A 25415-nucleotide genomic window follows, 5' to 3' on the forward strand; every position below is an offset into this window, starting at 1 on the left:
CGATACCCTGCATCGGCTTGGCTATGACGTTGCTGTTGGTCCGCAGGTGATGGACGCCCGTGCGATTATCGATCCACCGTCGGATAGCGCGCTCCGCACGGCGCGGGACGCAGCGATCGCTCAGGGCGGCGGCGTCGAATGGATCGAACGTATGCCGGGTGGCCAGACCGGGGTGGTCGCGACGTACCGGTTCGGTGATGGGCCGGTTCTGGCATTCCGCTTTGATATGGACGCCCTGCCGGTTTTCGAGTCCGATGCGCCGTCGCACGGGCCGAACCTGCAAAGCTTCCGTTCGGAGTGGGACGGTCGCATGCACGCATGCGGCCACGATGGCCACGCTGCCATCGGGTTGGCTTGCGCTTCCAGATTGCTCGGCCTTGAGGAACTGAGCGGCACTGTGAAGTTGATTTTTCAGCCAGCGGAAGAAGGGGGACGCGGCGCGGCGCCGATGATCGCGACCGGCGTCCTCGATGACGTCGATTACTATTTCGTCGCTCACCTCGGTTGCCTTCTTCCGTCGGGTAAGATCGCAACGGAAGCGACCGGCTTTCTGAATTCCACGCGCCGCCGTGTCGTGTTTTCGGGCGCAGGGGCACACGCGGCAATCAACATGCGGTGCTCAGAGAGCATAAACTCAAGCGTTCAGCCGTCACGATCAACCGCCCTATACAGATAGCTCCATTTCCTTTGATCTTTATATAGGTCTCGTCAACACGCCATGAACCAAGTGTTGAGCGTTTGCGATCTGTGCCTGAGCCGCAATCTGCGGTGAGTATCGAACAACCCACCGGTTCAATGTCGCATGATCAATCTCTATGCCGCGTTCAGCCATAATTTCCTGAAGATCACGATAGGAAACTGAATAACGGACGTAAAAGAAAACAGCATAAAGGATGACACTTTTGGGGAAATGAACCCTTTTGAAATCGACCGTCATCCGCTATCTCTTCGCCGAGTTACATACACAAAGCGTGGCATAACTCAGCAGAAGTGAAAATTTGCGACAGAGCTGAACTGACCCAGTGGGGGTGCGGATAAAAACTTGGACTGGTTTATGGCGTAAGGCCGAGGCTTTTACGATACTCGACGGGGCTTAGCGATCCCATAATCCGCTTTTCGTTATACCATCGGAGTTTTTGCAACAGAGCTGTTTACAGTGCCACCAATGCCGATGGGCCGTGTACGATTTCAATGTCGACTGCCAGCCTCAGCGTCCAAAGCGTATCACCGAGAATCCGGTCAAATCTTCATTTGGCCGTTCATCATTGGTGAGTTGAGCGACCAAGCGGCCGGTTTTCGGGCCTGCCGTCAGACCGATATGTTGGTGTCCGAACGCGAGGATAATGTTGGGAAACTCCGGCACGGGGCCGATGACCGGCAGGCTGTCCGGTAAACTTGGACGATGCCCCATCCATTGTTCAATGTAGGCCAGATTTGCTGTCGGAAACAATTGCCGCGCGTGACGTGCCAGGCTATCCCAGAATCGCTGCTGCGGCGGTCTGGACATGGCACGAAAATCGACAATACCTGCAAGACGCAACCGACCCGACATCGGTGTCGCCACATATTTGCCGGAGGACACCATCAGCGGATTGTTGTGCCGAATACCGGTATCCCGGAACTCGAGGTGATATCCACGCTCGCTGATCATCGGCACCTTGATGCCGAGTGAGGTCAGAAGATCCTGCGACCAGGCGCCAGCGGCGATGACCAGTTTGTCGAATGGAACAAGGCCGTGGGCCGTTTCCAGTGCAACGCCTTTGCCAGGCACCGTTGCGATACCGGCGACTCTGGACCGAAGCAACCGGCCACCATTTTCAAGAAATGTCTGGACCAGTTCCTTGACCAGCCGACCCGGATCAACCGAATAGCCATGACGCTTGAGCCGCACCGCAAAGCGGAAATCGGACGACAGATCGGGTTCGATCTGGCGCAATTCGGCCTCACGGACCTCTTCGGGGATGAAGCCATGGTCGCGACGAATGTTCCAGGCGAAGGACTCCTGTGCGTAGTTATCCGGGTCATGATAGACGTAATAATAGTCGCTTTCGCGCACCATCCCCTCGGCTCGCGTTCCACGCGCAAGCGTAATGTGCTCGTCAGCGGCATTTTCCGTCAGTTTAATCAATTCGCCAGCAATGCGATTGACCTGACTTGCAGAACTGTGCCTGACATAGTCCAAAAACCAGCGCGCGTTGCGCACGACAAAAATCGGATCAATCGCCAATGGTCCCATTGGGTCCATCAGCAATTGCGGCAGCTTGGTCAGGATTCCAGGCACCGGCACCGGTACGATCGCACATGACGCGACAACACCCGCATTACCATAGGATGCTCCCTCGCCCGGGTCACGTTCATCGACAATCAGAACCTCGACGCCCTTGCGCTGGAGGTTGATCCCCGTGGCGACCCCAACAATACCCGCGCCCACGATCGCTACCTGCGCCTTTGCAACGTTGCCCGGCGTACCACCCGAAGTCATTTTCATGGATTGCACCTTGATTGATCGTTTAATGCAGCTTCGCCGACCGGCGACGCATCACCTCGGTCGCGAGGATGAACCCGGACATGAACAACAACAGTAGCGTCGCGACCGCGGCCAGCGCCGGGCTGACGCTAAGCAACGCATCGTCCCACATCTGCTTGGGCAGGGTCGTTACCTCGCCGCCGGTGACAAATAGCGCAATTGTCAATTCATCGAACGAGATGACAAAGGCAAACATGAAAGCCGCAATGATGCCGGTTCGGATCATCGGCAGGGTCACCCGCATGAGCGTCCGCCAGCGATTGGCGCCAAGTGTCCAGGCTGCCATGTCGAGACGTTCGTCATAGCCTTTCACGACGGCCAGGACCGCGATTACGACATAGGGCACCGCCAGCACGGTATGACCGAGGATTAAGCCGAGCACCGAACCAGTCAGGCCGATCTTGGAATAGATAAAGAACAAGCCAACTGCGATAAAGATATGCGGGATGATGATCGGCGAGGCGAGGAACGCAAACGCTACGCCCTTTCCGGGAAAGGATTCTCGCGCGAGCATGAATGCCGCCGGAACGCCAAGTAGCATGCCGAGCGTGCTGGATATCAACGCAACAACGAATGAACGGGCGAGCGCATCGATCCAGACATCGCTCTCAAGGAGGGACGCATACCATTTGAGCGAGAAGCCCTGCGGCGGCCAGCTCAGAAACTCGGCCTCGGTGAAAGAAACCGGGATCACGAACAATGCGGGAAGCGCAAGGAACGCCAAGACCAGCGAGGCGACGAACCAGATGCCAAAGCGCGATCCCGCGCCGACCTGGCGCCCTTGTTTTGGCGGGAATACTCGCTCCCACGCCATACCGAACCAGCCGCTTATGGTCGCCATGGCACGGATGACCCAGCCGCCCAGAAGCGACCCTATGTAACCAATCGGATTTTGGCGGAACGTCGCCGCCTTGCGCGCTTCGCCACCGGACAACGTCGTAAGGCCGACCAGCTTGTCATAGACAAAGAAGATGATCAGGACGACGATCATCAGCAAAACGCCGATTGCGCCCGCAAAACCCCAGTTCAAAACATCCTTGACCTGAAAGATGATGGTTTGGACAATCATCGTGTCGCCCGCGCCACCAAGCAGGGCTGGCGTGATGAAAAAACCCAGCGCGGTGATAAAAACCAGCATGCTGCTGGCCGCGATACCGGGAAACGACAGAGGGAAATACACCCTCCAGAAGGTTTGCGAGCCACGCGCGCCAAGCGTTCCGCCGGCCTTGGAAAGATTGCGATCGATCCCTTCCATGACCGACAGCATGGTCAGCACAGCAAGCGGCATCAAAGCATGTGTCATACCGATCATCACACCCGAGAAGTTGAATATCATCTTCAGCGGACGTTCGATCAGACCAATGTCCATCAGGAGCGTATTCAGCGGGCCCTTGCGACCCAGAATGACGATCCAGGCGAATGTCCGAACCAGAAAGCTGGTCCAGAACGGCATTAGGACCAGGATCGTCAGCCTTGCGCGCGCCGTGGTGCCGACGGTCGACAACAGATAGGCAACCGGATAGCCGCCGACGATGCATAGAACGGTGGTCCAGGTTGCGGCTTTCAAAGTCGCGACCAGAACCTGGGCATAGACCGGCGTATTCCAGAGCCGGACATAATGTTCGAACGTCAGCTTACCGTCCGCGTCGACAAAGCTGAGCATAAACAACAGAGAGACCGGCAGAACAAGAAATATCAGTAGATAGACGATTGACGGCGCGATTCGCACATAATTGCGGATCGACCTAAGCCAGGATAATTGCGAGCGGTCCGACAGTTCGATCTTGGTCATAGTCCGGTCTTCCGCTCGTCATGTTTCAGAATAACGGCGGATTCCGCGTGCCAGCCGAGCCGGACCTTGGCGCCCACATTTAGACGATTGGCGGCCGCCCGGGTCAACTGGGTTGCTTGCATCACCGTCTCGTCGCCAATATCGACAAACAGCTTGGTCGCGCCGCCGCCGACGATGACCTCTTTGACCACACCGGTGACCTCATTGGGGCGGCTGTGACCTTCCGGTAATATCTCAACTGATTCAGGGCGAGTCATGAGTTTGACTTTTGCTCCGGGTTGAATGTCCGGATTTGCAACCGCGCGCACATTGCCGGCGCCACGCATGTTCACCAAACTTTCATTGCCCTCGATGCGCGTGACGACGCCATCAATCAGATTGGATTCACCCAGAAAATCTGCGGCGAACACGCTAACCGGGCGGAAATAAAGATCTTCTGGCGTGCCGATCTGTTCGACCCGCGCATTGTTCATCAGGCAGATGCGATCCGACATCACCATCGCTTCTTCCTGATCATGGGTGACATAGAGGATCGTGACACCCAATTCGCGATGCAGATGCCTGATCTCAAGTTGCAAGTGATCGCGCAGCTTCTTGTCGAGGGCGCCCAGAGGCTCGTCCATCAGGATGATGGAGGGCTCATAGACAAACGCCCTCGCAAGCGCGATGCGCTGCTGCTGGCCACCCGACAATTCGCGCGGATATCGGTCAATTACGTGACCAAGCTTGACCATGTCCAGAACGCGCCGTGTCGCGGCCTCGCGTTCGGCACGAGACTGGCGGCGCATTTCCAGCGGAAAGGCAATATTTTGGCCGATTGTCATATGCGGGAACAACGCATAATTCTGGAACACCATGCCAATGCCGCGCTTGAACGCAGGCAGATGCGTGGCCTCCTTACCATCGATCCATATCTGACCGCTCTGCGGGTTGTTCAGACCGGCCACCGCCCACAGAAGTGTGCTTTTACCGGAACCGGACGGACCGAGCAGAGTCAGAAATTCACCCTCCCTCACGTCAACATCGGTCGAATCCAGAGCGACGACAGACCCATAGGTTTTTTTCAGCGCGCGCGTTTTTAGCTTCAGTGCAGGTTCGGACATGGTGCCTCTGATAAGCAGCAACGCGGCCTACTGGCCGTGTCACTGGCACGGGGTTTTACTTGGAATAAAAGAGGCCCCGCCCCAGTCGCCACGCGACTCGGGCGGCGACTGGGGCCGTGCCTAAGCAAGCAACCAGGCTTCGAAGCGTTCGGTGACCGCATCCTTGTTCTTGCCCCAGAAAACAGAGTCCACGGCAATCATCTTCGGCAGGTAGGCCGGGTTCGAAGGCAGAATCTCGGCGCGCGCGGCGTCTATAAAGTCGAATGCCTTTGGATTAGTCGGACCATAGGCCACGAACGGCGTGTATTCGGCCTGCCGGTCAGGCTGAGCGCAGAAATCGATAAATTCGCGCATCAATTCCTCATTCGGGCTGCCCTTCAGGATCGTCCAACCCTCATAGGTGTAAAAGGCGTTGTCCCAGACCAGCTTGACCGGAGCACCGCCATCAATGGCGACTTGCGCCCGGCCGTTCCACGCTGGCAGCATATCGATTTCGCCTGATGCAAGCAGCTGCGAGGTCTGGGCGCCGTTGGTCCACCATGTATCAATGCCAGACTTGATCTGATCGAGCTTGGCGAATGCGCGATCGAAGTCTAAAGGATAAATATCTGCGGGCGCCACGCCGTCTGCGAGCAGCGCCTGTTCAACCGTGTCGAAGGGGTTCTTGCGAAGCGCACGCGCACCCTGGAAGTTTTCAAGATCGAAGAAATCTGCCCAGTTCTTCGGTGGGTTGTCGCCAAGCGCGTCTGTCCGATAGGCGAGAACCGTGGCGTAGATGTCCACGCCCATGATGAAGTCGCCATAGAATTCCTGCGGCAATGTCGCAAGATTTGGCCCAGGTCCGCCAGAATTCATGATCGGCGCAAGGTAACCAAGATCGACCAGCGACAGATGCGACGACCGCGACAGCAATGCGCCATCCCACGTATAATTCTGGGCCTCGACCATGGCTTTAATCATTCCGGTTGGTTCGGCGTCCGACTGAACCCCCACTACTTCGATACCGGAGGCTGCCTTGAACGGGTCGTAGAACGCCTTCTTGAAACCTTCGGCGAACGGGCCACCCGGATCGCGGACGGTGATCTTATGTTCACTAGCCCAAGATGGTTTCACAAATGGCGCAGAAAGCGCAAGGCCACCTGCGGCGGCTGCCCCCATGAAGCCGCGTCTCGTCAGACCGGCCATCATTCCACGGCGGTTCTGGTTGTTTGTCATGTCTTGTTTCTCCCATTTCCTGCAAATTGCTTTGCAGGTTAGCTGGGAGTAATACGGCTATGCACCGTATAGCGTCAAAGTGGAAATAATACTGATTTGATAGGTTTTCTCTATATCATTCCTGGAAGACGAGCGATGAATGTGGGGATGGTTTCACGCAGACGTTCGCAAAACGCTGCCGCAGTGAGCGAGAGCGGCCTACGAGACGGAGTCAAGATTGAATAACTGTAGCGCAGATCGGGCTCAAAGCGGCGGAAGGTAAGATCAGCGTTGCGGCCGCAATAGGCAGAATAGCTGGCTGCAGAAATTGGATCCACGAGGGCGTAAGCCAGTCCGCGTTCGGCGAATGTCAGCGCGGCTATAAAGACTGACACCTCGAAACGTGGCACAAAATCTGCGCCGCAATCTTCGAAAATCCGGCGTGCGCGTACCGTCGAAAAATGCTCGCTATAGAGGACAGCCAGCGGGGCGCCGTCGAGATGCGCCGGCGTGATCACATCATTTTTGCTGAGCGGGTCGTCAGAACGCAAAGCACAAACGCAGTTTTGCGCAAACTTTTCCACGATAAGCGAATCCGACTGCGGCGGCGGCTCAGCGAAACCGACATCATAATGTTGTGACGCGATCCATTCATGGACCTTGACCGACGACCGCGTCATGATCGAAACCTTGATACCGGGCCGATCCTTGACGAATTCGCCAATCAACTGGGGCAGGAAGAAGTGCGACGGGCCGGGCATCGAAGCAACATTGAGGACCCCCTGCTCTAGATCCCCAATCTCGCGCATGGTGACCGCAGACTTTCGCACCATTGCTAGGATTTCCTCGGCGCGTTCGAGAAAAAAATAGGCCTCCGGTTTTGCAACAAGCCGGCGCTTGTCACGCTCGAACAGTTCAAACCCCAACTCGCCTTCAAGATTAGCAAGCATGGCACTGACAGTTGGCTGTGTGCGTCCGAGCGCCCGCGCGGCGGCGCTGACCGAACCACATCGCATGATCTCCCGGAACGTCTGGAGTTGCCGTATCGACAGGTTCGGCAGCATCACATCCGGGCCAGATAATGAATTGGAGACGCGTCCATCTGAATACTCCGCACTTCGAAGGTTAATTTCCTTTTTGCTCTTTTTGCCCCACTCTCTCTTGCCGTGCAATCGGGCCCGAATAGCCCACAAGGGTTGATGGCACTGTTGAGGTTGTCTAATCGCAGCTGGGGCGTCAAGATTGAATTTCTCTGAATATCCCTGCCGGGTGCATGGTTGTCTTCGCAGTCGACATCAGGTGCCGCATGATGAAGCTTCGCAGCACGAGCCTTCAATGTGGACGACGCATTCAGCTGAGACAGTGATGCAACCCCATCAACGGAATGGCTCGGCTCACGTCCCGGCAGGGACGCTTCAAGGGTTGTGTCGCAAAGTTTTCAGTAGGATAGATGCGGCCTTATCTCTGGACGCAATTATGCTGCAAGTTCCGCAAAGACTTCGAATGGCGAGCGGTTGTCGTTCGCGAATTGGTTCTTACGGATCATGTGCGCAACTTCGATGCCTGCGATTGTCGCTGAAGCTGAATGAAATGCTTTGAAGCCCAACATGTGTTTGGTGATCCGCTTAATGGAACGATGATCCTGCTCGAGGATATTGTTCAGATATTTGACCTGCAGAATTTCAATCGCTTTGCCTGTCCCAGTGATTTTCAGGATGGCATTCATTGCCTGCGCTCCAGCCAAATTAGCTCCATTTTTATCAATGCAATCTTGTCTGGAACACCGTTGGCTGCGACGGCTTTCTTGAAGAAACGTCGTGCAGAACCGAGATTTCAGCGTTCAGAGAGCATGAAATCAAGCGTTTGTCCGTCACGATCAACGGCCCGGTACAAATACGTCCATTTGCCTTTGACCTTTAGATAGGTCTCGTCAACAGGCCATGAGCCAAGCGTTCGACGTTTCCGTCTCTGTGCCTGATCTGCAATCTGTGGCGCGTAACGGACATAGAAGAACACCGCATAAAGGATGACACTTTTAGGGAAATGAGGCCCTTTGAAATCGATCGCCATACCCAGTCACCTCGCCCAATTATGCGCACCGAAGCGACAATAACGCAGCAGAAGTGAAAAATTCGCGACAGAACCGTTTCGTTTGGCTAGCCGTGGCGGTTACGACCCGATGCGACGGCTCCATTGCGGTTCATGCAAAGAAAGCACTCGAACTTGGGGTTACCAAAGAAGAAATCATCGAAGCACTTGGGATAGCTATCGCACTTAACGCGGGTGCTGCGCCTACTTACTCTGCACGCGTATTCGATGCAATCGAGAGCCTGCCTGCGGAATGAATAAAAAGCGGGTAAGGCCGGTTTCTGCGTCGCCCGCCAATTGCTAATGTGCACTTGTAACGCTTTCTGGAGTAATATGCAGCCCGACTGTTTACAGGCGGCGCCAAACCTGTCTCAACGTCCGACATTGCGCGGACCGTACTGGCAGATTGCGGCGCACGGTGAGCCGTTCGTCATCTTCTTACTTCAGGTAAGCCCTGACAACGTCGATCAGCTCGGATGCACCGTCGTCACGATCCTTCTGTACCAGTCCTTCGGCCGCAATGTGCATTCGGATGTGGTCTTCCAGGACTTCGCCCATGAGGCCGTTGATGGCTCCACGGACGCCAGCGATGAGCTGCATCACTTCCTCGCAGCCCTTCTCCTCCTCCAGCATCCGCTCGATGCCCTCCACCTGTCCCTTGATGCGGCGAACCCGGTTGATAAGTTTCTGCTTCTCGCGGATCGTATGGCTCATGCGGATGCTCCTCGGATGTAAGTGATCAAGCCGCTCGGGACTCGACCTCGACAGTCACATGCGACAGATCATGGATCACTGCAAGCTTGGACCGGTAATAGGAGGGTGCCCGAGGTTTGTCAGTGACAATGGAGATGATTGCGCCATGGTGGCCCGGGCCAAGCTGCCATACGTGCAGATCGACGATCTGAGCGCCTTCTCTACTGATGATCTGCTCAATTTCCTCAGGAAGGTCCTCGCCCTCAGGGACGTAGTCTAGGAGGACGCTTCCCGCATCACGGATAAGGCCCCATGACCATCGGGCGATTACGATGGCTCCAACAATGCCGATTGCCGGATCAAGCCAGAGCCAGCCGTAGACACTACCAAGGATAAGCGCGGCAATGGCCAGAACGGAGGTCAGTGCATCGGCCAAGACGTGCAGATATGCAGCTCTGAGATTCTGATCCTTGGCCGCGTTGCGGTCGTGCGAGTGGCCGTGATCATGTGCATGATGGTGGTCGCCCTTCAACAGCCACGCACACACCAGATTCACCAGCAGGCCGATGACGGCCACGATTATGGCTTCCTGGAAATCGATGGTGACAGGTGCCTGGAAGCGGAGAAAGCTCTCCCACCCGATCAAGAGCGCGATTAGGGCCAGAACGATGGCGCTGGCAAATGCCGCCAGATCGCCGAGTTTACCTGTGCCGAACGAGAAGCGAGGATTGCTGACGTGCTTGCGCGCGTAGAGATAGGCCAGCGCGGCAATAAGCATTGCTGCAGCATGGGTGGACATATGCCAACCGTCTGCCGTCAAGGCCATCGACCCAAATACATTGCCTGCCACGATCTCGATGACCATCATGCTGGCCGTGATGGCGATCACCAACCAGGTACGGCGCTCGTTCCGGGCATGGTCGTCGCCGAGGAAGACGTGTTCATGGGACGCGTTTAGGGTTCTGTCATGGGAATGGTCGTGAGCGTGCGAACGCTCATGGTTAGGGTCCAATGGGGAACTCATATCTGGACTCCCTTTCTATAATATAGGGGGATACCCTATATTGAGGCAAGTTGCAATCCGTCTTCTGCTTAGGTAGTCCGGCCAGTGTCAGGAACACTTCCTTCTCCGATGATGACCGCTATTGCGCGCGTAAAGCGGTCGCAACATCTTCTCCATAATGAGGGCCGTGAGCGACAGCTGCGGCTTCTATTACTCATATTTATGTGATAATGAGAGCGATAGAAAAGGACATTATTGCTCATGCCCTGGAATTGGACACAGACTGATTGGCCGCATTTTCGCTATGACGCTGCGCCGCTGCACGTTCTGGAGCAGCAATTCCTGTTGTCATCTGGAGAGGTTATCGGCGCCGTGCGCCACATCGATCCCGACGAACGGGACCGGTTGCGCATCGAACTTTTGAGCGACGAAGCGATCAAGACGAGCGCCATCGAAGGGGAGACATTGGACCGTTTGAGTGTGCAATCGTCGCTGCGGCGGCAACTGGGTCTGGATACGGACCGGCGTTCGGTGCAACCACGCGAACACGGGATCGCAGAAATGACGGTCGATGTTTATGGCACCTATGCTGCGCCGCTTGATGACGCCACGCTGTTTCGTTGGCATGCCATGTTGATGGCAGGCAGTCGATATCTGGAAACTATCGGTGCTTATCGCCGCCATTCCGACGCCATGCAGATCGTCTCCGGCCAGTTGGACCGTCCGACGATTCATTTCGAGGCACCGCCATCAGTGCAGGTGCCGGACGAAATGCACCGGTTCATATCGTGGTTCAACGACACTGCACCCAACGGCCCCTCCCCTCTCCCCGCTTTGACCCGGGCCGGGCTCAGCCATGTGTGGTTCGAAAGCATCCACCCCTTTGAAGACGGCAACGGGCGTCTGGGTCGCGCACTGGCAGAAAAGGCGCTTGCCCAGTGCCTGGGTCAGCCCAGTCTGATCTTGCTCAGTTTTGCCATCGAACAGAGCCGCAAAGCCTATTACGATCAGCTGGAAATCCATCAACGAACCCTCGACGTCACCGATTGGTTGGTGTGGTTTGCGCAAACCGTGCTGACGGCGCAACAAACAACACTGGATCGCGTCGCCTTTTACATTGCCAAGGCACATTTCTACGACCGGTTCAGAGGTGCGTTTAATTCCCGTCAGGAAAAAGTCATTGCGCGTCTGTTCGAGGCAGGACCAGACGGCTTTATCGGCGGTCTCAGTGCCGATAATTATCTGGCCATTACAAAAACCTCACGCGCAACCGTCACCCGCGATTTGCAGGATCTGGTCGACAAGGACGCATTGACGCGCAGCGGTCAGCTGCGGTTTACGCGTTACACGCTGAACTGGAAGCCTTTTAGCGATTGAAATATATCATTAATTTACCAACTATTAAACTCAATACACTCATAAGTATGGTTATCGAAGGTTATGTGACCAACACATTGACCAACACGCGAAAAGCCGCTACAAAAGCCCTGAAATGTTCAATGACGCCACCTGAGCACAGCCGGAGGATCTGGCCATGACTGTAACCGTAAAAGTCGCCGAAGCCAAAACCCATCTTTCAGACTTGCTGGCGCGGGTCGAAGCGGGCGAAGAGGTGATCATTTCACGTGGCAACACTCCCATTGCGCGCCTCGTGGCACTTGATGAGCGGCGTCAGCGGCTGACCGCGATTGAAGCGGTGCGAGCTTTCCGCGCCCAGGCGCAACCTGTCACCCAGGAAGAAATTCGCTCGTGGATTGAAGAAGGGCGCCGTTGATATGGCATTTATTGTCGACGCTTCGGTTGCCGGCGCCTGGCTGCTGCCTGATGAAGATCATCCATTCGCCACAGAGATGATGAACCAGCTGGCCGATGAAGACGCGGTTGCGCCGGAACTGCTGCAGCATGAAATCCGCAGCATCTTGTTGATTGCCGAGAAACGCAGACGGATCGGTGAGGACATGGTGTACACAGCACTGACCCGTTTTCGCGCCTTGCCGCTGCGCCTCGTATCGCGCAGCGAGGATTCAGAAGTCATTCGGGTCGCGCGACGCCACCAGCTCAGTGCTTATGATGCCGCTTATCTGGCTCTTGCCCTCACCGAGAGCCTGCCTTTGGCCACGCTCGATCGCAAACTGGCCGCCGCCGCCCGTGCGGAAAGGGCCATCGTTCTGGGCCCTCTCGCCCATGATCACTGACAGCGATCAATCCGGTACAATATTACGCGCCGAAACACTCGACACGATCGCTGCTGTCTTGCCAATGAACCGCCGCGACATGCTGGCCGAGATTCTGGCGGATCAGGATGTCGAGACGCTCCGGCATCTTGTTAATGAAGGTATGGGCGAGAACACGCTGCGTGCGCTGACCTCGGATTTGGCCTATCTCGAAGCCTGGTCAATGGCCGCAACCGGCAGTCCCCTGCCCTTTCCCGCACCTGAAGCCCTGTTGCTGAAATTCGTCGCTCATCATTTGTGGCGGCCGCAGCAGCGCGAGATCGAACCCGATCACGGCATGCCGGCCGACGTGGAAGAGGAATTGCGCCAACAGGGCTTTCTGCGGGTGTCGGGACCACACGCACCGGCTACCGTCCGCCGCCGCCTTGCCAACTGGTCGACGCTGACCCGCTGGCGCGGACTGGAAGGTTCGTTTTCAGCGCCTTCCGTCAAATCGGCCATCCGCCTTGCGGTGCGTGCCATCAACCGGCCACGCAGCCGCAAGAGTGTCAATGCGATTACCGGCGATATTCTGGGCAAGCTGCTGGCGACCTGTTCCGGCGAGGATCTCACGGCTTTGCGCGACCGGGCCATCCTGATGGTGGCCTTTGCATCAGGGGGACGCCGACGCAGCGAAGTGGCCGGATTGCGCATAGAACAGCTGGTCAACCAGGCCCCTGTCACCGATGAGAACGACTCTCCCCTGCCCTCTCTCGGCATTTATCTCGGTCGCACCAAAACAAGCGGCGCTGATCACGATGAAATCGTTTATCTGACCGGACGGCCGGTCGAAGCCCTCACCCGCTGGCTGGAAGCAGCCAGGATCGATAAGGGCAGCGTGTTTCGCAAAATCGATCGCTGGGGCAATGTTGCAGCACGAGCACTGGAACCGAGTGCCATCAACCGCATCGTCAAGCAGCGCGCGCAAATGGCAGGTCTCAATGCCAAAGAATTCTCTGCCCACGGCCTGCGCTCCGGCTATCTCACCGAAGCCGCCAATCGCGGCATTCCCCTCCCCGAAGCCATGGAACAATCACGGCATCGTTCCGTGCAACAAGCCTCCGATTATTACAACAATGCCAAACGGCGCAGTGGGCGTGCATCGCGGTTGCTGTGAGATCCCCTTGGAATATGACCGGTTGGGGGCCGGAAGCAGACTGGCGGGTTCTTAGATCGAGATGAGTTAAGCTGACATTCTGCTCAGCGTTTTCTATGCATCCACGTTCCGGGCCTTTAAGAACTCATCGTGAACCCGTCAATTTATGAGTTTACCGCCTAGTCGGAACTAACCGGCCTTTCCGTCCCAAGAGCTGTCATCCAACGTAGAAGTGATAGGCCTGCGCGGCATTTCGCGCAGGTTCGATCGAATACCGGTCTAGAAGGGCAAATTTACGAGAGCTCTTTTTCATCTGCCTTATTTTGTAGACTTGCTAGGTTTGAGGGACGGTGTATTCCCAGGTGTGCTTTTGTTATCACGGCGGCGCTGATCCGGCTTCCCCGTTGATTTTGCTATCGGCTTTGGTCCTGGTTTAAGTGCCATGAGTGCTCTCCTTTTTTGATCTAAAAATATGCCTGCGCGACCTTCCGTACTGGGTCTTAGGACGCAGCAATACTATGGAATAGTCCGCACTGTTTCTGGTTGAAGTCAAGGCCAAATGGATATTCATAAAATAGTAATACCCCCAAAAATTGCCAGGCCCGGCCGGAGGCACTTTGCCTCACTGTCTCTATGAACGGCGGTGCGGGCGATCGGGTTATTACGTCTGGAGGAAGATTCTGAGCGCCTGCTGTCGGCTTGGATTGGCGTCAGCCTCGGACGGTCGCGTTGATCGAGGTGCTACCGTCTGTTTCAGGCGTAAAGTCCGCTCTCTGCGCTGTCCTTCACTACCAGGGCGGCACACCAACCGGCAACTCTCCGCCCTTTTAGGTCCTCCGATGCGGGGCAGACGGACGACGGCTTTCGGGACGGTTCGGGAACGGCCCGAACGATCGACATAAAGCGCAATGCCGTCCGGCAGCTTCCGGCCCCTAAGCGGACGTCCAGTGTGCGCCTGGCGTTCCCGAAAGCGGTCAATTCTTCACATCGCCTTTCGGTCTGTATCTTAGAGCATCGACGACAAGCCTGAATACAGGCGAGTTCAGTCGGTTGTGTTGCAAACTTTTCGTCAATGGATGACAAGATAGTATCTTGGCTTTTAATCAGCTGAGTATTTTAGATGTTTAAAGGTCGCCATTTTGATAAGTCCGTCATTCTTCTGTGTGTTCGGTGGTATCTGGCTTACAATCTGAGCCTTCGGAATCTGAAGGAAATGATGGCGGAACGCGGTATTGATCTGGACCATTCAACCGTGCATCGCTGGGTCCTTTTCTTCAGCCCGAAATTGCTTGCGCGGTTTAACCGGAAGAAGCGTCAGGTGACGCGCAAATGGAACCTCGATGAAACCTATATCAAGGTTAAAGGCGAATGGTTTTATCTCTACCGTGCCATCGATAGCAATGGCAATACGGGCGATACGGTTGAGTTTTACTTTAGCAAAGATCGTGATTTGAGCGCTGCCAAACGCTTTATCCGCAAGACACTGGCCCGCCACGGCAGGCCAGTGCGCATTACTATTGATGGTAGCCAGACCAACAGAACAGCTATTCTACAATGTGATGCAGAGAACCGGCTCAGACAGGCTGGCAAACCCATTGCCATTCGCTCCAGCAAGTATATGAACAATACGATTGAGCAGGATCATCGCCGCATCAAACAACGCACACGCTCCATGCTCGGCTTCAAGTCGGATACCACGGCCGGCATCACGCTTCTTGGCATCGAACTCATTCACATGATGCGTAAACAACAGGGCGTCTTTGCAGATCAAAAAGCACGCTCCCTCAAACAACAGTTCGAAGCACTCGCTGCATAACTACGTCCAGACTTAAGCCGTGCTCCGTGCAAATCAAAATTTTGCAACACAACCAGCCGGCTTCGTTACAAAAATTCGCGCAGCTGAGATAGGCAAACACAACGCTACATCATCATTTCCAAAACCATCAAGACTTATCAGAATTTCATACTAAAGTTGGCATTCACGCCGCTCTGTGTAATACGGGAGCCAAATTGCCCATGATAAGTCACACCAAACTTGGCATTTTCAGTAACAGCGAAATCGAGCCCAGCTTCGATAAGCGCGGTGTCCTTTCCAATCGAATTGCCCGCCGTTGTGAAAGTATCCGAACCTGCAGCAAAGCTTGCCGCCGACGTTGGGATTACATCGCCAAAGGCATGTCGCCAGCCAAGGTCCGAACGGGCAGTCGTTAAAATATTGCCTATTTCTAAATTCGTTGACGCTCGAAATCCAATAGTCGATAGCGTGGTGTCCATCGTATCGGACTGCACTGATAGCGCCGCACCATTACGGCCTTCTTCAGTAAAGCCATCTGTTCTAAAGTGCACATAAGCCAGATTTGCATAAGGTTCGATGGTCGAACGTGGACTGACATTTAGCTTGTAGTCCAATTCGCCAAATACCTGAAACGTACCGGCATTGTAGTCCGCCGATAGAATATCAGAAAAACCGTTGAAGGCGACAGAACGGTCCATCTCGATCTTATGCCAGGAATAAGCAAGACCAGTACGCAGGCCTACGGAACCAATCGCTGCAGCCCATTCTGTTCCGCCATAAGTGCCCAGCGTATAATTATCGCTTGAGCCAGACGCATTTCTTGATACTGTCTTAAAGGTCGTTCTATTATAGCCAGCCATCACACCAAGCCGCCAATTCTCATAAACACTTGCATCGATACCCGTGGTAAAGCCACCAATCGTAGACTTAGTGCGAGCGGCATTTCTGTCGGAAGATTGGCTTGACCAACTGCCATAAGCCGTCCCCCATGCCGCATAGCGGGAAATGCCATCACTCGTGATATTAGGTGCTGCGACATTGATGGCTTTGCTTGCTGAAGGAAGCTGTGGCGTCGGCGCATAGGCAATTACAGATACCGGAGCTGCTGGGTTTCCACCAAATGCTTGCTGCAAACGACTATTAATTGCCGAGCGAGATATTCCGCTTGCATTGGCAAGCACACCGCTTGCGGATGCATAGGCTTCGCCAGACAAATCTGGTAGCGCTGAACCTATAGTCGATCCGTCGGGAGCAGAAAAATCCAAAGCTGCCATCAAAGGTCGCAGCCCAGAAGGCACATTGTTGCCAAGCGCATCAAAAACATAGCCAACGCTAAGGCTATTGGCAGTATTGCCATATTGCGAATAGGCTTTGTTGGCACGGCTCAGCGAAACAGTATAAATGTTACTGCCATCATGAGTTGCAGTAGCAGTCAGGGTTGGCGAAGCGAGCGACGTGGACACATCGTTAAAGTCGCCTCCCATTGTTTCCGCATTAAGCCAATTGCCGGACGTGACACTAAAGCCGTCGGCATACCATCCACGTTCAGGCGCAAAAGTAATCGTGCCGTCTAACTGGGCGTTACCATTTACAATTAAGCGACTGATTGCCTTCTGATCGTTGAACGAAAACTGCAATGTCCCAGTCGCCGACTGGAGATAGTCACCTTCTATTTCAATAGCCTGTCCTGCTACTGAAGGGTTGAGTACACCATCATTCAGAAACTTTTGTGTGGAGTTAATCTGATAAAGCCCAGATCCTGAAAGCGTGGCAGATTGTGCGACCGTTGCATTATAGAGGAGGTGATCCCCCGTCAGTTTCGTATTGCCTCCGTTGATTTGCAGAGACAGGTTCTGGCCTGTGATATTTCCATCATAAGTGAGCGAGAAATCCGAATCTGCGACAAAGATCGAATGACCTTCATTGTTGGCCGCTTGGCCAAAGGTTAGCGTGGTCAAACGAAGATCGCCTTCCTCATCCACTTCCTCATAATTCGAAATAATGTCGCCAGCAATACGAGCGCCCTGCATGACATTAATCTGACCGACATAAGCATTGTCCGACATATAAATAGCGGCTTTTTTGCCTGCCGCCCGCCCAGTCAAATCAAAGGTAGAGACTAAAGATCCATTGATTTCGTTCCATGCCGTCTGCAAAGCCTCCGGACTATAACGACTAAGCGATTGATCCCCACGAAGGATGTATGAACCTCTGTATTCACCGATAGGGCCGTCATCCCCCATTGCATTGTGGCCAAAGTCAAAGCTTACCGCGATGCCGTCTTGACCGAGTGCCTGTATATCGCCGCGATGTGTAAATGTATGGTCTTTCCCGTAAGCGAACATGACACCACGTCCGTTCACACCATCAGCATAAATATGCGTTTCAGGCAAAATGGACAGATCGTTGCTACTACCGTCAACACGAATGCCTGCGCCACCTGCTCCTGCAGAGAGCAAATCAGCGCGCTGGGTTATTGTGTTATTGCCGCCATAAACATGCAACCCAAGACCGAGCGTGGCAGTGTTGTATGTATTCTGAAGATAAGCAGTCCCTTCAGCGTTTCGCCCAAAGAACGGATTATCATTTATGAGGGTCTGATCATCTCCATAAATGGAGTAACCAAAGAAATTCCGGCGGTCGATCTTGTAGCCGAGATCCTGCAATATCGCCAACTCGGCTTCCATAAAATTGGTATAATTGCGGTAAGGCTGATGGCTCATCAAACTGTTTTTGAGTTCGATATGCGCCAAAAAAGGTACGTCTGGCACATTGGGATCTCGAGACGAGACCATGCTCAGCGGCACACCCGCCATTGCCCCCGCAAGCACGTCTGCGACATGCGCACCACCGAAATATGCGCTGTTATTGCGAACATCGAATATGTCTTCAGGCCTCAAGGGCTCGTCATCATCATTAAGCGCAATATTGTCGCAAAATGAACACCAGACAATTTGATCTGGTCTGCTTTTTTGTCCGTTGTCGTCATAAAGATGGCTTATCCAGGAATTTGGGGTTTCATTTATGTAAATGAGAGCCGAACCATCGTCCTGTTCCTCACCCTGAAAATTACTGGAGACACCCAAAGCATGTCCGATTTCATGGATCATTGTTGCAGTGAGTGAAATTTCGGACGTCATAGGAAGTTGAGAGGGTGTGTAATCCACTTTTGTCCAGGGAAGAGTGCCAATCTGGATAAACCCTTGAGCTCCATTGATCAGGTCGCCGGGGTTCTGGCCCGTTAGTGCCGCCTGGACTTTTGTAGGCGCTCCTTCTCGCTCAAAAGCTATCGGGCTAAAAGCGTATGCATTATAGTCATCCATTGTACCTATATTGAAGATCGCGGGCGCAGCTCCCGGAGTGACCTGAATAATTTCGACCCAATGTTTGACGGCGAGATTTAACTGATCAACATCAAATGACGAAAGGTCCCAAGTCGATGAATTATTGTCGAAGCCAAACGGGCCGTCATTAACGCCATAATACTTTGCGGTCACGAATGGCCGTCCATTTGAGTCAAAAAACTTGTATATTTCTTGTGCCCAAACGGTTGTCGACAAACACGTTCCCGACGCCAGAGCGAAAGCTGCCGCAATGGTAGACTTCATGATTTTGCTGCCTCTTTAAACGCATATTGCCAAGCTCGGGAACACGCCAGAAGCGGCATAGTGATCTCGAGGAACGTAAAGAAGCTGGCTTGAACCGTTTAAAAGTCCAACAATAGGAACTCTGCTAACTGGATAAATAGCGCTCTTGCCAATCACGACCTTGTATGCCCCCAAAGAACTCGCCAAGCCTCGTTCTACATAAAAACGCAATCTACTCTAAAAGCCATCACTGAAACTTGGTATTATTTAGATTGCTCTGTTGCAAACTCTTCGTTCTGTATAACGGTTGCAACAGTCTGGCTTTTACGAAGCCGAGTGTGTTCGATGTTCAAGGGCTATTATTATCCCGGCTTCAAAAGTCCGAGCTCGCCGCCAAACAAAATTAAGAACCTGCAACCGAAATGCGTGATTAGCCACAATGCGAGAGTTACTGAACAGTAAAGCGGCACTGTCATCCAGTTCGGTCTGGCGACTCCACCGGCCACACTCATACTGTTTAAATCGTTCTGCTGATTTGATTGATCTTCAATGGCGCCCTCACCGTTATGAAACTTAATATGGCATTAAGTTTCGCCACCGTGACTATCCAAAAAGCAATAATTCAATAGATTATGTGGGGTTTTAAGGGAGCTCGAATGGCCGCCGAGGGCTGAATAAAGCTCATTTATTTATGATCCAGTTCACGCGAAAACGCAATATGGGACCGTAAACAGATTATACGGAGACGAAAGCAGTTACTGAGCCGATACGTTTCGAAACGCGGTCGCCATCATGCATGTCCTGTCCCGCAAACACGATCATTTTCAAAATCGCTGGAAACTAAATCTGTTACAGGGTTTAACCGCAGTAAAGGCATCGTTTTGCCGGCTTTGGCTGCCGAGCCTGCCGGTTCAAATCAACTGACCCCCTCAAGGATAAGAATAAACATGAACCTTGACGGTTCAGCTAACGAATTCATTGCTCTCTTTTGAGGTAACTGTTTGCATCGTTAAATAGCGGCAAAAGATCATCAACGTTCACTCCTTAAGTGATGCTGGAGGTGCAATTGTCTTGAAAGCAGTTACCCCCTCACCCCTTCCCTCGCCTCGCTTGCGAGAGGAACATCAGATATGTTGCGCAATGAACAACTACGCGAGCGTTGTTCGGATAGTTATAAGCAACGTAACCAGCCTGTTGGGTGTTAAATCAGCAATTGGTTTTGACCGAACAGCGCACATGACTATACGTCTTAATAATAGGCGCTTAGACTGAGGAAGCGGCCCACCAAATACCTGTTGTTTGAACCTGCCGAGCCAATACAGACCGTGAGGGATCCGCTTTCATCGTATGCAAACTCAAGCGGCAACACGGCGAACGAACATGCTTTTTCGATTATTCATAAGCCTTCCGCGCAACCTGTTCCAAGCTAAGCGTGAAGCACAGTGCGCGGTCCAGTTTACCAGACTGCTCCTCATCTGTTTGGTCCCACGATCGATCTAAGCCTCAACATACTGTCCCATGTTCCGTTCAGACGGCATCCTTCACTTTCACAGCCGCCTCTCCCTTGATTGCAGTCGTGGTAGGGATTTTTGGTTAAACAAACGCGGGCTTTCTGCCCACGTCCCTAACGAAGCGGGGCATTGAAGGTCGCAGGAAAGCAATTGAGTTTCATATTGCATCAACAACGTTTTGGCTTCGTCGAAGTTGCCTATTTTTGTCAGCCGTACTTTTGGAGAAAAATCGTCAATTTCTCAAAGGCTTACCAGATTTGAACCTTCTTTTCGCTGCCTGCCACAACTGAACGTCTCAAACAGCGACAGGACTATGCAACAGACCAATCTGCACGCCCGCTTCTATCTGCCCATAACAGGCATGTTGCCTGATGTTTGACAAAAGGACAATGAGTGACCCTCGGAGATAATCCCACCTCAGATCGCGTCGCCCGACAATTGTCGGGAACCCATCCTTCTCAAGGCCGCTTAACCACATGAAGAAGAACCATCAATGTATGAGGTCGGGAAATAAAATGCCGGTTCAACAATTTCAGGAAACTGTACTGATCTGCGACAGCCTTCGGCGCTAACTATCCGTATTAGCAACCGAGCCCAGACTCTGGCCGCATGCGGAAATTTTGGGCCGTTGCACATCTTCATACTATCCCCATAAAGGAACGTATTCAGTGGAACGATGCGGGTCGCCTCTCCCCTGCTTTAATATCTAACGGCTTGATCCTCGCCTCTCGGGGCGTATTTTCTATCGCCAGATAAGCGAGATAATCGGTTTATCATGCTGAGGGTAGCTGGATCGACAGCTGTTCTTCTTAATGCCAACCAATTATCTTGCTGCTAACTGACCTTCCTTTGAACAGCAAAAACTAAATAATTGAATTTGGTCGAGGCCTTTATTTTCCAGCTCCGACAATTAACCTTTCATTAACCTTAAATTCCTTGCCGTCGGGACAGAATCGGATTTATAGTTGCGAAAATATCGATGCCGCGCGCTTTTTTGCGAAAGTGACCCAAGCAAGGACTCTAGTTCACAAAATGAACGATCACAATACAAGCCGGTTTGACCACGAAATTGCGAGCCAGGGCTCGAAGATTTCCAGCGCGCTGAACATGCTACGGACTCAGCAGTACCCGCCGGATGCACGTAAGAGCCTTCGGCGATTTCAGCTTCCAGAGGTCGCGGATCTTATTGGCGTCACACAATCGCATTTGCGACAGCTACACAGCGAAGGCAAAGGCCCTGAAATCGAGGTGGTTTCAGGGCGCCGCTATTATACGGCCGAACAGATGCTCGAACTGCGCGCTCACCTGGAAGAGAATAAAAAGTCGGATAAGCGTATATATCTTCCCCGTCGCAAGGAAGGCGAACCACTTCAGGTTCTTTCGGTCGTCAACTTCAAAGGCGGGTCAGGCAAGACTACGACTTCAGCTCATCTGGCGCAATACCTTGCATTGACCGGCCACCGTGTGCTGGCCATTGATCTCGATCCGCAGGCATCTCTAACTTCGCTGTTCGGCATTCAACCTGAACTTGATGACATTGCTTCGCTTTACGAAGCATTGCGGTTTGACGATGAAAAGAAGCCTATTGCCGAAATCATCCAGTCCACCAATATCCCGAACCTTGATATCGTTCCCGCAAATCTGCTTTTGCAGGAATATGAATATGATGTGCCGCTCGCCATCTCGGGACGCAAAGGTGAGGAGGGGCGACTATTCCATTTGCGTATCGTCAAAGCTTTGAAAGAAATAGAAGATAATTACGACGTGGTGGTCATCGACTGCCCGCCGCAGCTCGGTTATCTGACGATTACAGCTCTTATGGCGTCCACGGGTATTTTAATCACCATCCACCCCCAGATGCTCGATATTATGTCGATGTCTCAGTTTCTTCAGATGCTCGGTGGTATCATGACGTCAGTGGCGGATGCAGGAGCACAAATCAAAGTCAAATGGTTCCGCTATCTTATAACCCGTTTTGAGCCCACGGACATTCCGCAGGCTCAGATGGTCGGCTTCATGCAATCGATGTTTGCGCAGAATATGCTTAAAAACCATGTTCTGAAATCGACGGCTATTTCTGATGCCTCGATCAAGAAACAAACCCTTTACGAAGTTGAGAAGGGTGACTTTGTCCGTTCGACATATGAGCGAGCCATGGAAAGCCTGAACGCTACGAATGGAGAGGTTGCCGAACTTATCCATCAGACATGGGGCCGCAAATGACGCTTTTGTCAGCCGTTTTTTTTCCCATTTTCATATTGTTATTCAGCGGGTTATCCGAAATGACTGTGGAGGTAGTAGCCAATGTCACGTAAGAATCCATTCGCCAATCTTGATCTGGCTTCGATCAATAGCGATAAGCCAGTCGCAAAAGCCGGCTATGGTATGACGGGCGCTGCCAAAACTGTGGTCCGTTCCATTGAGGAAATGGCCGAGAACACAAAGCGGTTAATGGACGGCGAGACCATCGTCGAAATAGAACCACAACTTCTCGATGTCTCATTCGCTGCTGATCGTCTATCGGAAGACGATGATGAGTTTGAAGCTCTCAGAGAAGCGATTAAGGAACAGGGACAGGCGACGCCGATTCTCGTGCGCCCCAATCCACACAACAGTGAACGTTATATGGTGGTGTTCGGTCATCGCCGTGCGCGTGTCGCAATGGATCTCGGCATTCGTGTTAAAGCCGTTGTCAAAAAACTTGACGACATTTCCTCCGCGATCGCCCAGGGGCAGGAAAACTCGGCGCGATCCAACCTTTCCTTCATTGAACGGGCTTATTTTGCTCAAAACCTCCTTTCGAGCGGGATGGGCAAGGATATTGTTAAGTCGGCTATTGGCATAGATGACGCGCTGTTGTCCAAAATGTTAAGCGTCGTTGAGACCGTACCCTCGACTATGATCATGGCAATGGGAGCATCCAAAAAGATCGGGCGAGACAAATGGCTTTCACTTCGCCAAATCATCCTGAATCCAGCTCATCTTGATGTAGCGCTTTCGCGCATTGCTTCAGTTGGATTTATGGCCTTGCCTGAGGAGGAGAGGTTTGATGCCCTTCATGAGTATCTGAAGAAATACAGTGTCCGTTCTGCTGCCAAAGCGCCGGCAAAAGTCACAACTGAAAAGTCTTGGTCTTCAGAGGATAAAGCTGTTCGCTTTTCCATGAAGCAGAAGCCAAAAAACGTCGCCATAGAACTTTCAAGCGTCGAAGCTCGCCCATTCAGCGACTGGCTTTCAAGCAATATGGATCGTTTCTATACCGAATATAAACAATCAAAACCGAAATCGAGTGGAGATTAACCGCAAAAGAAAAAGGCCCCCGATAACGTTGCCGTCATGGAAGCCTTCCTCAAGTTTGGTCGCTTAGAGAATCGCATTTCCATGAATCACTGTCAAGAGTGTTGAACGTCATTTTGGCGGGCGAATTTCTTTTGCCTTTTGAAAGGTGAAGGGAAATGCAGGTACTGGAGAGGATAACGTCCGCATTTCGCGGGCGAACGATGACACTTGCGCAAATGCAAGCAAAAACATCGAACCCATCTGTTAATAAATCCGTTAATAGATGGGCCATTTACAAGCAGCTCTGCATCGCCAAGACACAGTTTGGCGTGCATGATCGTTGTCTGGCGGTCTTAAGTTCTCTGCTGTCATTTTATCCCAACAACGAAATAAGCCACAAAACTGGCCTGGTGGTATTTCCTTCCAATCGCCAGTTGGCTCTACGTGCGCATGGTATGCCGGAATCGACGTTACGGCGTCATATCGCAGCGCTCGTTAAGGCTGGACTGATCCTGCGTCGTGACAGCCCCAATGGTAAGCGATACGCCTATAAGGACAGGGCAGGGGAAGTTGAAGAGGCGTTTGGCTTTTCTTTCCTGCCACTCTTAGAACGCGCTGATGAAATTGCGCAAGCAGCTCAAACAATTCAGGCTGAAGCATTGGCCTTAAAACGAACACGTGAGAAAATCACGCTCTTGCGTCGTGAGATCGCCCAGTTATTTCTGGCGGCAGAATTGGAGGGCAATGCTTTATCCATTCAACCAGAAAACGATCGTTTCCGGGCTCTCATCGAGAGGCTACCCCGCCGTGCAACGAGCCTTGAACTGGACCAGACATTGGAGGATTTGTCGGCATTGCATACACAGCTGTCTATATCCTTGAATCTTCAGGATAATATGGATGAAATGAGCGCCAGTGATGATCAGAATGAGCGGCACTATAAGGAATCCCTGACTGAATCCTCTTTTGAATCTTCTTTATGTGGTTTGATAGATTTGAAATCAGCTGTCGTTCCCAAGCTTTCTTCAACGACAGAACCAATTCAAAGCAAATCATCAAAAACATTCTCGCTGGACATGGTTCTTAGAGCGTGTCCGGATATCCGCGAGTATGCCACACAAGGTATTGTTTGCTGGAGAGATCTCGTTGATACCACCAGAGGTGTTGCCTCATTTCTTGGTATTTCCGATAGCGCATACCGGGACGCATCATCGATTATGGGACGGGAACGTATTTCTGCTCTCATTGCCTGGATATTACAACGTGGCAGTGAAATTAAATCACCAGGTGGGTATATGCGTTCACTAACTGCGAAGATACTAACTGGTGAGATTGACGTCGCCCAACTCCTTTTCGGTAATATGAAAAGCGGTGATAGACAAATTTGAAACCGCGACGTTCGATGGTGTCTGACTTCCAATCAGAGCCCATGAAATCTGGAGGAGATGATGATTGAGCGCGATAGGCTCGAAGGCTCATCGCTATTCGATCCGTACACAGTTTCAAGTCCGAACTTGCTGCCATCAGCGCGGTT

18 protein-coding genes and 2 pseudogenes are annotated in these 25415 nt (G+C 52.8%); 10 read left to right on the top strand and 10 right to left on the bottom strand.

Annotated features, from left to right (window positions below; genetic code table 11):
• The first annotated feature begins 7 nt into the window (after window positions 1-7).
• Window positions 8-676 (top strand): M20/M25/M40 family metallo-hydrolase, encoded by a 669-nt coding sequence (locus CEV33_RS21175; RefSeq protein ID WP_235818492.1) that lies wholly within the window; start codon window positions 8-10, stop codon window positions 674-676.
• On the opposite strand, the pseudogene CEV33_RS21180 reads toward CEV33_RS21175, so the two are convergent.
• The 7 genes and pseudogenes from CEV33_RS21180 to CEV33_RS21210 form a co-directional block, all read right to left on the bottom strand.
• Window positions 646-937, bottom strand: a pseudogene (locus tag CEV33_RS21180) (IS6 family transposase); the annotation flags it as partial. The gene CEV33_RS21175 and the pseudogene CEV33_RS21180 overlap by 31 nt on opposite strands.
• Before the next feature lie 270 nt (window positions 938-1207).
• Entirely contained in the window at window positions 1208-2488 is a 1281-nt protein-coding gene (locus CEV33_RS21185; RefSeq protein WP_094542346.1) for an NAD(P)/FAD-dependent oxidoreductase, read from the bottom strand.
• Window positions 2489-2510: 22 nt separating this feature from the next.
• Window positions 2511-4319, bottom strand: coding sequence for an ABC transporter permease subunit (locus CEV33_RS21190; RefSeq protein WP_094542348.1), 1809 nt, complete (start codon window positions 4317-4319; stop codon window positions 2511-2513).
• A complete protein-coding gene (locus CEV33_RS21195) occupies window positions 4316-5422 on the bottom strand; it encodes an ABC transporter ATP-binding protein (protein ID WP_094542351.1) in 1107 nt (368 codons plus the stop codon). The genes CEV33_RS21190 and CEV33_RS21195 overlap by 4 nt, the downstream gene beginning before the upstream one ends.
• A gap of 120 nt (window positions 5423-5542) precedes the next feature.
• The gene (locus tag CEV33_RS21200; RefSeq protein ID WP_094542353.1) at window positions 5543-6637 is read right to left on the bottom strand and encodes an ABC transporter substrate-binding protein; all 1095 of its coding nucleotides are present in this window, start codon (window positions 6635-6637) and stop codon (window positions 5543-5545) included.
• Between the two features lie 110 nt (window positions 6638-6747).
• Window positions 6748-7680, bottom strand: coding sequence for a LysR family transcriptional regulator (locus tag CEV33_RS21205; protein WP_094542354.1), 933 nt, complete (start codon window positions 7678-7680; stop codon window positions 6748-6750).
• Between the two features lie 410 nt (window positions 7681-8090).
• A pseudogene (locus CEV33_RS21210) lies at window positions 8091-8686 on the bottom strand (IS6 family transposase).
• Between the two features lie 92 nt (window positions 8687-8778).
• Here CEV33_RS21210 and CEV33_RS21215 point away from each other — a divergent pair.
• Window positions 8779-8961, top strand: a complete 183-nt coding sequence (locus CEV33_RS21215; protein ID WP_328588598.1) for a carboxymuconolactone decarboxylase family protein — start codon at window positions 8779-8781, stop codon at window positions 8959-8961.
• Between the two features lie 181 nt (window positions 8962-9142).
• On the opposite strand, the gene CEV33_RS21220 is transcribed toward CEV33_RS21215, so the two are convergent.
• The gene (locus CEV33_RS21220; protein ID WP_094542356.1) at window positions 9143-9418 is read right to left on the bottom strand and encodes a metal/formaldehyde-sensitive transcriptional repressor; all 276 of its coding nucleotides are present in this window, start codon (window positions 9416-9418) and stop codon (window positions 9143-9145) included.
• A 25-nt stretch (window positions 9419-9443) separates the two neighbouring features.
• Window positions 9444-10421 (bottom strand): CDF family Co(II)/Ni(II) efflux transporter DmeF, encoded by a 978-nt coding sequence (gene dmeF, locus CEV33_RS21225; protein WP_094542357.1) that lies wholly within the window; start codon window positions 10419-10421, stop codon window positions 9444-9446.
• 240 nt (window positions 10422-10661) lie between these two features.
• On the opposite strand from dmeF, the gene CEV33_RS21230 reads away from it, so the two are divergent.
• The 5 genes from CEV33_RS21230 (at window position 10662) to CEV33_RS21250 (ending at window position 15525) form a co-directional block, all read left to right on the top strand.
• Window positions 10662-11777, top strand: a complete 1116-nt coding sequence (locus tag CEV33_RS21230; protein ID WP_094542358.1) for a Fic family protein — start codon at window positions 10662-10664, stop codon at window positions 11775-11777.
• A gap of 157 nt (window positions 11778-11934) precedes the next feature.
• Window positions 11935-12174 carry a type II toxin-antitoxin system Phd/YefM family antitoxin gene (locus tag CEV33_RS21235; RefSeq protein ID WP_094542359.1) on the top strand — a complete coding sequence of 80 codons (240 nt, stop codon included), beginning with the start codon at window positions 11935-11937 and terminating at the stop codon, window positions 12172-12174.
• A 1-nt stretch (window position 12175) separates the two neighbouring features.
• Window positions 12176-12595 (top strand): type II toxin-antitoxin system VapC family toxin, encoded by a 420-nt coding sequence (locus CEV33_RS21240; protein ID WP_094542360.1) that lies wholly within the window; start codon window positions 12176-12178, stop codon window positions 12593-12595.
• Entirely contained in the window at window positions 12585-13730 is a 1146-nt protein-coding gene (locus CEV33_RS21245; RefSeq protein ID WP_094542361.1) for a site-specific integrase, read from the top strand. Before CEV33_RS21240 ends, CEV33_RS21245 begins: the two co-directional genes overlap by 11 nt.
• A gap of 1099 nt (window positions 13731-14829) precedes the next feature.
• Complete coding sequence (locus CEV33_RS21250; protein WP_094542362.1) at window positions 14830-15525, top strand: IS6 family transposase; 696 nt, start codon at window positions 14830-14832, stop codon at window positions 15523-15525.
• Between the two features lie 137 nt (window positions 15526-15662).
• On the opposite strand, the gene CEV33_RS21255 is transcribed toward CEV33_RS21250, so the two are convergent.
• Entirely contained in the window at window positions 15663-19064 is a 3402-nt protein-coding gene (locus CEV33_RS21255) for an autotransporter family protein (protein ID WP_235818489.1), read from the bottom strand.
• A 2570-nt stretch (window positions 19065-21634) separates the two neighbouring features.
• Here CEV33_RS21255 and repA point away from each other — a divergent pair.
• From repA to repC, 3 genes are all read left to right on the top strand, one after another.
• Window positions 21635-22825 (top strand): plasmid partitioning protein RepA, encoded by a 1191-nt coding sequence (gene repA / locus CEV33_RS21260; RefSeq protein ID WP_094542363.1) that lies wholly within the window; start codon window positions 21635-21637, stop codon window positions 22823-22825.
• 81 nt (window positions 22826-22906) lie between these two features.
• Window positions 22907-23902 carry a plasmid partitioning protein RepB gene (gene repB, locus CEV33_RS21265; protein WP_094542364.1) on the top strand — a complete coding sequence of 332 codons (996 nt, stop codon included), beginning with the start codon at window positions 22907-22909 and terminating at the stop codon, window positions 23900-23902.
• Window positions 23903-24057: 155 nt separating this feature from the next.
• The gene (repC, locus tag CEV33_RS21270; protein WP_094542365.1) at window positions 24058-25269 is read left to right on the top strand and encodes a plasmid replication protein RepC; all 1212 of its coding nucleotides are present in this window, start codon (window positions 24058-24060) and stop codon (window positions 25267-25269) included.
• Window positions 25270-25415 lie beyond the last annotated feature (146 nt).

This window comes from Brucella grignonensis (assembly GCF_002252505.1).
Classification (GTDB): Bacteria; Pseudomonadota; Alphaproteobacteria; order Rhizobiales; family Rhizobiaceae; genus Brucella; species Brucella grignonensis.